The following is a 12,830-nucleotide window of genomic DNA, read 5'->3' as shown; positions in this document are numbered from 1 at the left end:
AAAGACAATCCTATAGAACTAAACTCTACTCTCTTACAACAGAATAACCTTGGTTTCTATATTTTTCTAAAACACGTTTCATTTCAATGACTTTATCTGGGTATTTTTCAAATAAATTGATGCGTTGCCCCCAGTCATTTTTCATATTAAACAAGAGCCCTTCAGTATTAAATTTTTGATAACCTCTTAACGCATTATAGGTGTCTGGAAGATCTTTTTTTCCTGCGCCACTTTTGTTGTTTATATACAGCCAATCGCCCATCCTTAATCCCCATTTATCTTTATAGGTATTATGAACGGTAGCTTCTCGTAAAGGAGATTTATAAGCTTCTTGTAACAATATGGGTAGAAAATTATAACTGTCTGGCGCCGCTTTGGCTGGAAGTTTAATGCTACAAATATGGGCTATAGTAGACATGATGTCTATTTGAGAAATCACCTCATTAGAAACCGTACCCTGTTCTACTTTATTTGGCCATTTTACAATGAAAGGCACGTGATGACCACCTTCCCAAACATCTCGTTTTACACCTCTAAAATCGCCAGAACTGAAGTGTCCAAAATTTTCGGCACGTTCTATAGCGTAACGTTCGGGTCCATTATCTGCTGTAAAAATGACTATAGTATTGTCTTCAAGTCCATTTTCTTTCAATGCTTCTAACACCTTACCAACTACATGATCTGTTTGGTATACAAAATCTCCAAAACCTCCTGCCTTAGATTTTCCAATAAATTCTTTATTCGGAATAATTGGCGCATGAGGTGATGGTAAGGCAAAATACAAGAAGAAAGGTTTATTTTTCTTTTGTTTCCCTATCCATTCTACTGTTTTTTCAGATAGTGTTGGTAGTACTTCATATGGATTCCAACCTTTTACCATAGGGCCTGGTCTAAATTCCCAATGCCCTTCTGCGGTTTTTAGGTCACCTAAATCTAAATGTGTATTTGGAGCTTTAATTGGAAGCCTATTTTCTATCCAACAATATGGTGGAAAGTTAATGGTTCCGTCGCCAAAATAATAATCAAACCCCCTGTCTAAGGGACCTCCTTTAATTGGAACTTCCCAATTAATATCCTTATGACTATAGGCTTTAATTTTCTTGCCCCATTGATTTTCATTAATCGTTGGAGGGTTTTTAATATCCCAATCCCAACCAAGATGCCATTTTCCAATAGCCGCGGTAGTATAGCCTTGTTCTTTAAGAATTTGAGGCAATGTTATATCGCTATCTTTAAAGTATGGCTTGCCAAAGCCTCCTACTATACCATGACCTCTTCTCCAATGGTACTGCCCCGTGAGTAAAGCAAACCTACTAGGTGTACAGATTCCCGAAGAGCTATGAGCATCTTTAAACAACATACCTTCTGCGGCTAATTGATCTAAATTAGGTGTTGGTATTTTTGAATGTGGGTTTTGACAATTCAAATCACCAAATCCCATATCGTCTGCATAAATGATAACGATATTTGGTTGTTTTGTATGTTGTGCTATTACATTGCCAGAAAACAAGCTAAAAACGAATAGGAAAACTACTTTTTTCATTTGTTTTTATAAGTTTTTGCTTTTGGCGGTATGGCTTGTTCATAAAACGCATCTCTCTTTTTATGATAATCTTTGTAACCTAATAAGACACATGGTATGTTATTTTCGTTCCATTCAACCCATTTTGAATACATCTTTTTAGCTAGTTTGGACTTTTTACTTAATATGTTGTTAGCCTCAGAAACATCGTCTGGCAAATAATACAATTCTGGGTTTTTAGTTTCTTTTACATGCTTAGTTCCGTCTGATGCCAAAACGGACCATTTACTACCTCCACGCCAGTACATGTAGTCATGTGGCGCTTCTTTGTTTTCACCTGTAACAAAAGGAATTAGATTAACGCCTTCCATTTTTGTTGTTTTAAAAGCATCTCCTCCTGCTACCTCAACAGCCGTTCTAGAAATATCTAATGAATTTACAGGATAATCATAAACGGTTCCAGCTTTTATCCTGTTTGGCCAGCATGCAATAAACGGCACGTGAACTCCACCGTCATACATATTACCTTTACCTCCTCTAAATGGTTTATTACTTGAGCCGTTTCCTTTTCCTGGACTTTTTGGAGATGCTTGCGGCCCTCCGTTATCACTAAGAAAGAATATTAAAGTGTTTTCATAAATCCCATTGTCTTTTAACGATTGTACCACTTCACCTATTCCTCTATCCATTACATCTACCATGGCAGCATAAACACGCCTTTTCTTATCTTTTATATGGCTATACCTTTCTATATCTTCCTTTGGTGCTTGTAGTGGTTGATGCGGGGCATTATAGGCTACATATAAAAAGAAAGGCTCATCTTTGTTATCTGATACAAATTTTGCTGCATCTTTACTTAAGGCCGTAGTTAAATATCCATCAAAACTTGCGGGTTTCTTATTTCTTACCAATCCTTGTAAATAGGCTTCCCAAACTTTTTTTGTTAGATCTATTCTAAAATAATCATGTCCTCCTCCAAGAAATCCATAGAAATAGTCAAAACCTCTATTATTTGGATGAAATTCTTGCGCAGCACCTAAATGCCATTTGCCAACAACTCCAGTTGTATACCCTACTTCCTGCATGCGTTCTGGAAAGAGTTTTTCCTTTGTATCAATTCCCATATGAGGGTTGGCTGGATCATAAGCAGGATTGGTTTCAAAACCAAATCTGTAAGGGTACCTACCTGACATTAAAGCTGCCCTACTAGGCCCACAAAACGCATGATTGGTATAGCCTTGCTTAAAAATTACACCATTAGCTGCTAGAGCATCGAGATTTGGCGTTAAAATATCTTTTGCTCCCGTAAAGCCCGTATCGGCATACCCCATATCGTCTGCCATAAATACAATTACATTTGGCTTTTTGCTGGTGTTTTGTGCGTTTAAATTAACTGCCACCAATAACGGCAGAAGTAAAACTAGTATTTTTCTCATTTGTATTTATTTTATAAAATCGTTTTTATTCCCAATTAAGTTTATCTATACTTACACCTCTGTATGGCCATTCTACGCTAGAAATATACCATTGGTTATTTTCATCTTTAAATATTTCTGGCGCATGAGATTTTAATGTGGTTATCTCTTTTTCATGGTCGGTGCCAAAACTAATTTTATCTGTAGAATGATAAACATAGGTTTTAAATTGATAAGCGCCCTTTATGTCTTTGCCATCCCAATTACCATCCCAAGAGCACACAAATAGGTAAAACGCATCGTTATGAAAAATTAATGATGGAGATTCTGGATCAAATTTATTAGTTACTAAAATAGTTTCGGCTTCACTCCAGTTTTTTAAATCTGAAGATTTACGCATTTTTACGCATTTATTAGAACAGTAAACGATATAGTACATACCATCATGAAACAATAAGTTGGGATCTCTAGCGCCTTCTTTTTCATGGAACAATTTTCCTTTTGTTTCCCATTTGTACAAGTCTGAAGATGTTGCTAACCTTATTGGACTAGGACCATAAATCATTTGGTAAAGTCCGTCCTTTTTAAAGATATAAGGCGCATGGTTTGAAAGCATTTCACCGGGTCTTTCTTTTGGTGATAACACTTTAGGTAAATCATGATAATGATACCTTTCTATGGTTTCTTTGAAGTTTGTTTTTGAGGATACAGCATGAAATGAAGCATATTCTCCCTGATGCACATTTCCTATTAAACTTTCGGCTTCAACCAAAGGATGGGTAATTCCAAAAATATGCCATTTCCCAGAGCTATCTTTTACAAAGGTATGATCATTAGGCACCCAATCTGCGTACCATTTTCCCTCCTTTAAATGTTTGGTATCTGGACCAAAAAAGTAGTCCCCCTCTGGTTTATATACCCATTTATAGTTGTTGGTTTGTTTTGGAATAAGTGTCTTATTTTCTTCATGATTTTTACATTGAAAAAAAACGAAACAAGACCCCATTAAGGCATAAATGGACAATGTTTCAATATGTTTTCTAAAATTTTTCAAAGTTTCTTTATTGATTGGTTTTTGGTTGTTTAGGCCTGTTAGATCACCTAGTCTCTCAAAATTAAGCCATTAGAATCTGCAAAAAGGACAGAAATACATTGAAAAACACAATAAATGGTTAAAAAAACACCCCTAGACATCATTTGTATAGGGGTGATATATATTTACATGCGTATTTTGTTTGGTCTTATTTTGAATGCTCTAAAACCGCTTTGTTTGCCTTATCTATTCTTTGGCGCTGTTCTTTACTTAAACCATGTCTGTATAAAGTTTGAATCTTTGGCTTGTTATGATGTCTTTTCATTTTTGGATCATGTACATCTAAACTAAGGTCACAATCAAATCTAAGTAATACGGCATGATTCTTTTTCCAATTACCATGTGGTACAGTAAAATGCGATATACCCCAAGTAATGCCTCTACCATCCTTTGTATTCGTAAATACATCCGGAATATAAGGTCCTGCTGCATCTGGCATCATTTCTACATTGGCCGCCACATCAAAATTCACCCAATCTTTTGCATATTGTATGGTATTCATTTCATTTCCATCTCTTATCGCAAATGCCGCCACACCTTCTTTAAATGGGAATAATGTAGTTTCATGACCAGAGTTCATAATAGGATTTAATGGATGCTTTTCAAATGGGCCCAACGGATTGTCGGCTATAGCCAGACCATGCATACGTACTAATTGTGTTGTTTCACTTTTAGCAAAATCGGACTTATAATACAAGTATATCTTACCATCATGAACAATTGGATATGGATCGTGAATAGAAAATTGATCCCACTCACCTGGTGCGCCATTAGGTATAACATCTTTACCATATGGTGTCCATGGTCCATCGGGAGAATCTGCATAAGACACTGCCACTGGGCAATTATCTCCTCCATTTTTACCTGGAGCTACAGAAAACGCTTGGTAGTATAAGTAATACTTACCTTCCCAAACCAAAATATCTGTAGTAGTAACAGAACGATGCCCTAAGTTAGGTTTTTCGGCTCTTGGAACTGCAACGCCTTGTTCTTGCCATGTAAAACCATCTTCTGAAGTGGCATAGAAAATATCTGCTAAATCCCAATCTGCCGATGGAATAGAATCATTACTTAAATGTGCATTAGATACACCAACGGGCGCTGATGCCGTTTCTCTATGCGTATACCACATATAATATTTACCATTTACAAAGATAATTTTTGAAGGGTCTCTACGAGAAATTGTACCATCTCCATCATTATAGTCGAATCCTTTTAACTTGGTATATTTAAATTGAGTGAATAGCTCATTAGTTTCTTGACGAGGTCCCATAAATGCATCGTAATTTCTTTCTAAAGCGGCACTTAAAGGTCTATTTGGTTTTGTTTCTGGCAACATAAAAGGGAAGCCTCCTTTAACGTTTTGTTCTTCCGATTTTACCTCGGCTTTAGTATTTGAGCATGATGATAATAACATACTAAATGCTACAAATACAATGGCTAGCTGATTTAATTTTAATGTCATAATGGATTGAATAGTTTTTGTTCTTGTTTGTTAGCTTTATTTCTTAATTATTTTAAAATTGATGGGGTTATCTAAATTCAATTTCACAAAGTACATTCCGGCATTGTTTCCGCTTAGATTTAACTCTATTTCACCCGAATTAATTGTGAATATATCAGATGTTATTAATTGTCCCCTAATATCATAAATTTCAATTGGTATTCTTCCCTCGTTTATTGGTAAACTTAATTTAAAATTTCCGGAAGTTGGGTTTGGATACGGTTCAATATCACTGTAAAAATCAATTGATTTTATCAACTCGCCTTCACATGCTTTATCCGTTTTTATTTTAACGGAATCTCCATGATTCACATTAATTGTAAAAGCTGAAGACATGGTCTCTAACACCAAAACATCATTAACCATTACTTTATAAGGTGCTGTCCCTGTAGCTATATTTACATCTAGTTGTTTACTTTTTAAAACTGATTTTAGCGTTATTTCTTCGGCCTCATTTACTTTAACTACGAAACATTGGTTTTCTGTTTCGCCTTTTATATTTATACATACGTCATAGTCACCTGGTGCTATATTATCAAAAGATATTTCAGCTGTAAATTCATAAGTAGTAGCATTAAAAGTGACTTCATAATCTGCTGAAATACTAGGAACGATTCTGAGTTTCCCATTATCTTTATTCGGACAATTCTCTGAGGTAACCGCAATTGTAAACCTCACATTCTGTATAGATATTACTTGTTCTAAAAATGACGGAAGCACAATGCTAGAACCTGCATTTAAAACTCTATTCCCTCCTTCTAAAGCTCCGGAATCTGGATTTGAAGAATTTGTTATTCCTGGAATCTCTACACCTGCATTTTTAGCAGAAGATGTATTTTGTAAATTAAAATCGCCTGTAGAGGCACTTACAAAATCACTATCCTGATTGGCAAAATCTATTTCAATGTTATTCTGAGGATTAAACTGAAAGCCATAGTTAGAACAATGCGTAAAATATTCCGTAAGATTTGATGTCTCTAATGAGGGGCTTGGATTTAAAGATACCCAGCCTAAATTACCTCCTGTTGGCGATAGCTTTTGTCTGCCATAGCTTAACACATTTTTAGAATTAGTCATAAATACATTGTTCGCAAAATGCCCATCTTCCATAGTCCCTTTATTTTCCTCTTCTGCTAATCCTAGTTCTTCCCAATTGTCTATTTCTAATCCCCATATGGTAAACAACTTATCATAATTCCAGATTGTATTATTATAATAATTCACTGGTTCATCCATTCTATTATAACGCGGACCTAAATACAAAAACTCTCCTGCCTGCTCATTTTCAACAGGTCCATTATAATTATCGGCTTTAATGTTATAAATTAAATTATGGTGCGCTGTATAGTTTTGGGTATCTTCCATATAAAACGCTACTACTTTTTGCCTACTGTAGTTTCCATCCCATACTGGTAAACCTTTAACATCATGTACTTTATTATAAGCAAGTGTGCTTCCTTTAAGACTCAACGCCCCTATTTTGCCAGTACTTGTTGCTTCAAATGGACCAGCATCTTCTCCCATTTTCATTGCACCATAAAAGTCTGAATCTAGTATATCAACTTTTGCATCTCCACCATCTATTCTAATTTGAAATCTTCCTGCATCGCCAAAGGTACACTTACTAATACTGGTATTATCCGATTGGTTAACATGAACTCCGGATGTAAAGACGCCAACAGTACCAAAATCTTCGATAGTACAGTTTTCAACCGTGTTATTCTGACCAAAATGAAAGGCAATCATATTTGCCCAAGTATGTCCAAAATAAGAGTTTTTTAGTGTATTATTAGAGCTGTTTCTAAAGAAAATTCCTTGCCTATCAGTATTTCCTTGTCCGTAACCATTAGGAATCCAGAACGGGTGTACATATCTAAACGTACAACCATCTATTGTTGTATTATTTGTGGATTGTGCATCTACATTTCCGGCCACAAAGTTTATTCCTGAAATATTAGTTCCACTGGAGTTGTTTAAGACTAAGACCCTTTCTCTAGTTTGAATTTCTATTCTACTTTCATTTAAATTTTCTCCTACTTGAGGATAATAAAACAAGGTATTATCATCTATAAACCATTCACCTGGTGTATCTACTAAATTTTTATGGAGTACAAAACCCCAACCCATTTTAAATCTTGTGGTTGCTATGGCGCCTTCTTTTTTCCAGTCTGTATTGTTATTTATAGCTTTAAAAGAAACTGTATTACCAGAATTAGACACAATATCTCCGTAGGCATAATTTCTCATTTTACCCGTCATTGCTCTAATAATCCCTCCTGTTAAATCTACACTAGGAATTGTAGTCTCTTCAAAAGTAATTTGTGCTGTAGCATCGGCACCTTCAGGTTTAGAACCGTTCTTAACAGGGGCATAACCTCCATTATTATTTGCAGCAATGACTTCCATGGTTTGGTCTATTGTTCTATTTGGATGCCTGCCTAACTTTTGAATTCTGCCGTTTGAAAACAACTGACTATAATCTGTTTCTATATTTACTCCTGAAATGTTAAGAGCTTTGACTCCTGAAGTCATGCCCGAAGCATCTTCCCAAGTTCCCGACACTACATCTGCTCCAGTTACCAATACGTAATCGTCTTGATAGTTTGAAATTGAAATGTTGTTTTTATTAACTACGACTCTTTCTCTATAAATACCTTCATGTATCACAATAACATCTCCATTACTTGCCTGACCTATTGCTTCATTAATGGAGTAGGTTTTAGCAGGATCTTCAGATATTGTTCCTAAAACCCAAGGTATTTCTGTAGAATAAACGTGTATTTCATTTTGAGTGCTTGCGGTAGTAAAAGAAAAACACATCAACACAAAAACGACCAGCTGCTTATTAAAAACAGGCATACCTTTATAAATTACTTCTCCCATTAATTATTGTTTCACATGTATCACTAAGGTGTTTATATCTAAAACACTCTTTTTGTCTCCACCAACTGGAACTAAGTTTGAAATAAGTTTATATTTCCCTGGTTTAAGCTTTGTATCTGTTTTAAAATCATGTATTAAATTGGCGTAACCCGCATAAGCTAAAAACCTTATTTCTTTGACTTTTTTATCATCATAGTTCATTAATCTTAAAACTATTTCTCTGTCTTCATTGGCTTTATAGCTTAATGGAATTTTTAAAGATTTTGAAGCCAATACGTTAATTTCTGGAACATCAAAAAACACGGCTTCATCATACAGTTTAATTTCTGATTCTAGCTTAGAATTATTTGACTGTTTAATATCTACTAATTCATAACCTCTTACCCAATCATAATATACTGTGTTTTTAGAATCATCTGCTAATTCTTCATCTGTTGGAAGGGAAATCCAAGGAAATGGGTACGTCTCATGAACTAACCTCATATACATTGGTTTGTCCATAGGCTTATCTGTTATCTTATCATAAAATTTTTGATGTTTCGGTTCTTGATTATCGTAGTAATAACTTGCAGAAGCTTCATCTCTCCACCAACCGCCGTAAACGTGAAAATCTTTAGACGCTACTTCGGTATCTTCAAACCTAACCTGTGAGGCTCTATAATCATTTCTTTTACCATCACAATGTGTGTACCAATAATGTGCATTTGAATGCATTCCGCTGGCAAAATATTTCCCTTTAAAATCACCTTCTCTTCCTATACATTCTTGAATATCCCACTCTTGATGGTACTTATCACACCCTTTAGGTCCTTTTCCGCCACCGCCAGAAAACCAAAATGTAGTAGACATTGTAGTTGCTGCCGCCTTTACTCTACATTCATAATAGCCAAAAAGCGCTGTTTTTTTTGATACTACTGCGGCACCTTTAATATTGAACATTACTTCTTTAGAACCAATTTTAACCAAGGTATCTTGCTTCATTTTTTCGCCTTTAAGTTGAAGATAGCCATCTGCCACTTTTACTTGAGAGGACATAAATAAGCCTGGAGCTCTACCCTTCCATGTTGGATGATGGTCTAACCATTTGGTTTCATCCAATTTATTACCATTAAACTCATCTGAAAAATCTGGATTTAATACCCAGCGTTTACCAACTGGAGGCTTTGGAGGTCCTGACTGCGCTTGTAAGGAACCTCCAAAACTCACCAATAACACTAAAATAAAAAGCTTTATAATTGTATAATACTGTTTCATAGATTGTTATATTTCATTATAAAAATCTATTTTTTACCGGTATTCTGCTAAAGCAAATGTCTAAATATATAGCAGGTATGTTCTATATAGTCGTTTTATATAGTATTTGTAAAGTTGTTTTTTTAAAGTACATAGTTTTAATCCCTAAAAATAGCATCCCAATCTTCTGTTGAAAAGGCAGAAGCAGGTAAGCCGCTAACATTAAATAAACAACCTTCAATAAAACTATGCCATCCGTAACGAACGTTTTTAGGATGCGCTACTGCATTGCTCCATACTTGTAACGCATTACCTTTCTCAATAATTTTAGCTTCGGCAGGATGAAAAACGCCATCTGTCCCGGCAATTTCAAAATGGTCTAAAGGTTTACCTAAACTTGTAAGCCCCAGAGGTGCATGCTTAAACCTTATTATGGCTTTACTTCCTTTTAGTTCTAAAGTATCGAAAACAGGTCCGGAATAAGAAAACCCTTCAATATTATAATCCTTTGCCAATGCCCATAGTGCTAATCGTTCTCCAACCTCTTTCTTTTTTGGAGGGTGAATCCTGGTTTTGTACCCAACATCATTAATTACGGCCATTCCTGTATTGGGTGTTGTTAACATTGTCTTTAGTTGTGCTTGCTGCACACCAACCCATCCTTTTATGTTATTTCCAAAAGGCGCTATTTGAACAAAATAAAATGGAAAATTGCCTTGATTCCATTGGGCTCTCCAAGACTTAATCATTTCTGGAAATAACCTAGAATATTGTTCAGGGTTCCATCTATTCCCTTCGCCTTGGTACCAAATTGTTCCTTTTATACCATAAGGTATTAGCGGATTAACCATAGCGTTATATAATACCGAGGGTGCTTTTGTTTCTCCTTTTTTTGATTTATCATTCACAATTTCAGGAAACTTCTCTTTTAAGGTTTTATTTGGCGTCCAAGCTTGCGCTGGCGTTCCTCCAACATTGGTTGAGATTAAGCCAATTGGAATGTCTAAACTTTCATAAAGTCGTTTTCCAAAGAAATACCCAACGGCGCTAAATTTTGCGGCTGTTGAGGGCTTGCTAATTTCCCAAGAACCGCCACAATTTTCTAGTGGTATATTGCTAACAGTCTTTGGCACTGTAAACAGTCTAATTTTGGAATTTGAACTATTTAAAATAGCATCTGTACTCCCTTCTATATGCTGCCCAGGGCCTCCTTCTAATTTCATGGCCATATTGGACTGACCTGAGCATACCCAAACCTCGCCGACTAAAACATCTTTGAACTCAATTTTAGTATTACCTTCAATACTCAAGGTGAAGGGTCCACCGGCATTTATTGGGCTTAACTTCACTTTCCAATTTCCATTTTTATCAGCTGTCGTGTGGTGTGTTTGATCATGTATTGAAACCTTAATTTCCTCTCCTTTAGATGCCTTTCCCCAAACTGGATTTACTTGTTTCTGTTGCAGCACCATGTGGTCTGCAAAAATATTTGGCAACCTTAGTTGCGCAAAAGTCTCTTGGCCAAACACAAAACAAAAGCATATGAAAGTTATAATTCTAAGTGTTCTCATATCTAATTCTTTCTTATTTAAAGGAGGTAAAAAAACGCTCAAACTTGGGTAAAATATTAGTAGCTCTTAGGCGCTACCACTTTACCTTCGGTGACACCTTGCCAACTATCAGTTCTAAAATTCGTTACTGGAAGTCCGTTTCTATCGTATAAATTAACTTTGGGATTGTTTTCAAAACCGTAACGAACAGCAACAGGATTTTCTACATTATCTGAATAGACCTCAACCTTGTTCTTACCTATAATTTTAGCTTTGGCCCAAACAAATTTTTTATCCGATCCAGAAATAGCAAATCCTTTAATTTCCTCAAAATCAAAAGCACTCAACCCTTTATCTATATGGCTAAATGAAATGATAGCTTTGTTTCCTTTAATTTCCATTGAAGAAAATCGTGGACTATCTGATGCCATTGCATAACCATAATCTTTGGCTAAAGCATGGCGCACTAATCTGTTAGCCGGTGTTTGTTTATCTCTTGGATGTATATCTTTGGCTTCTCCAACATCGGTAACTATAGCCTCTCCAGTATTGGGTAAAGACAAGGTCATGGTTTGTGCTTCTCTTAATTCTGCCCAAGAACCCCCGGTTGGGACTTTTGATTCCTCAAGAAAATCTGCCATTTGCACCCAGTAAAACGGGAAATCTCCCTGTCCCCATAAATTTCGGTAAGTCTTTATTAGTAACGGGAATAGTTCTCTATATTGATAAGCTCTACCTGCGTTGGTTTCTCCTTGACACCATATAATACCTTTTATGCCGTAACCAACACTGGCATTTACCATACCCTTGTAAATACTGCCAGGGCGCTTTCTTCCAATTCGAATATCTTCTGGCGGCCACTTCTTTTTTCCTGGCTTACCTTTTGCTAACCAGTCTTTATACGTTTCTTTCTTTTTCTCAAAAACCGCATCGGAATAACCTGCAATTTGATCATCCCAAGATTTTACAAGTTCATCATGCCCTTCTTCTTCTAAAACTTGTCTTGGAATCCATGCTTCTATTGCCGAACCTCCCCAAGCATTATTTATCAATCCTATGGGTACGCCAAGTGTATTGTTTAAACGTTTTCCGAACAAATAACCTATTGCTGAGAAATTCTTAACAGTTTCTGGCGTACAAAGATTCCAGCTTACATCTAAATTATCTGTGGCTTTCTCACTCCCTACTTTTGGAACATTCATCAATCTTATATTAGGATAATTTGCTGATGCTATCTCTACATCGGCATGATTAGAATTACCGATAGCCCATTGCATATTGGACTGACCAGAACACATCCAAACCTCGCCTACTAAAACATCCTGAATTTCGATTTTGTTACTCCCTTGTACGGTTAAAACAAATGGGCCTCCTGCATCAATAGGACTTAACTTTACCATCCAACGGCCATTTTTATCTGCAATAGTTTGATGTGTTTGATTTGCAATTGAAACCGATATCTTTTCACCATTGGATGCTTTTCCCCAAACAGGGTTTATTTGTTTCTGCTGCAGTACCATATGTTCCGAAAACATATTTGACAATGTTACTTGGGCATTTAATTGAAACAACCCAAAGATCGTTAACCAACAAACGAATCCTTTTAATGCGACCGATTTCATATTGCTTT

At 35.9% G+C, this 12,830-nt stretch carries 8 protein-coding genes; all 8 read right to left on the bottom strand.

Annotated features, from left to right (window positions below; genetic code table 11):
- Positions 1-25: 25 nt before the first annotated feature.
- The 8 genes from FUA24_RS15135 to FUA24_RS15100 all read right to left on the bottom strand — a co-directional run bounded on the left by FUA24_RS15135 (position 26) and on the right by FUA24_RS15100 (position 12,822).
- Entirely contained in the window at positions 26-1,543 is a 1,518-nt protein-coding gene (locus tag FUA24_RS15135; RefSeq protein WP_148543786.1) for a sulfatase family protein, read from the bottom strand.
- Positions 1,540-2,958 carry a sulfatase-like hydrolase/transferase gene (locus tag FUA24_RS15130; protein ID WP_148543784.1) on the bottom strand — a complete coding sequence of 473 codons (1,419 nt, stop codon included), beginning with the start codon at positions 2,956-2,958 and terminating at the stop codon, positions 1,540-1,542. The genes FUA24_RS15135 and FUA24_RS15130 overlap by 4 nt, the downstream gene beginning before the upstream one ends.
- A gap of 25 nt (positions 2,959-2,983) precedes the next feature.
- Positions 2,984-3,991: a family 43 glycosylhydrolase gene (locus tag FUA24_RS15125; protein WP_148543783.1), complete on the bottom strand. Its 1,008-nt coding sequence runs from the start codon at positions 3,989-3,991 to the stop codon at positions 2,984-2,986.
- A gap of 187 nt (positions 3,992-4,178) precedes the next feature.
- Complete coding sequence (locus FUA24_RS15120; RefSeq protein WP_246147058.1) at positions 4,179-5,495, bottom strand: glycoside hydrolase family 117 protein; 1,317 nt, start codon at positions 5,493-5,495, stop codon at positions 4,179-4,181.
- A 36-nt stretch (positions 5,496-5,531) separates the two neighbouring features.
- Positions 5,532-8,417 (bottom strand): T9SS type A sorting domain-containing protein, encoded by a 2,886-nt coding sequence (locus FUA24_RS15115; protein ID WP_148543781.1) that lies wholly within the window; start codon positions 8,415-8,417, stop codon positions 5,532-5,534.
- Positions 8,418-8,420: 3 nt separating this feature from the next.
- Positions 8,421-9,671: a family 16 glycosylhydrolase gene (locus FUA24_RS15110; protein ID WP_148543779.1), complete on the bottom strand. Its 1,251-nt coding sequence runs from the start codon at positions 9,669-9,671 to the stop codon at positions 8,421-8,423.
- A gap of 137 nt (positions 9,672-9,808) precedes the next feature.
- Positions 9,809-11,221 (bottom strand): sialate O-acetylesterase, encoded by a 1,413-nt coding sequence (locus FUA24_RS15105; protein WP_148543777.1) that lies wholly within the window; start codon positions 11,219-11,221, stop codon positions 9,809-9,811.
- Positions 11,222-11,277: 56 nt separating this feature from the next.
- Entirely contained in the window at positions 11,278-12,822 is a 1,545-nt protein-coding gene (locus FUA24_RS15100; RefSeq protein ID WP_148543775.1) for a sialate O-acetylesterase, read from the bottom strand.
- Positions 12,823-12,830 lie beyond the last annotated feature (8 nt).

The organism is Seonamhaeicola marinus (genome assembly GCF_008085455.1).
The sequence above is the reverse complement of the archived record's forward strand: the minus strand, read 5'-3'. Positions and strand labels throughout refer to the sequence as shown.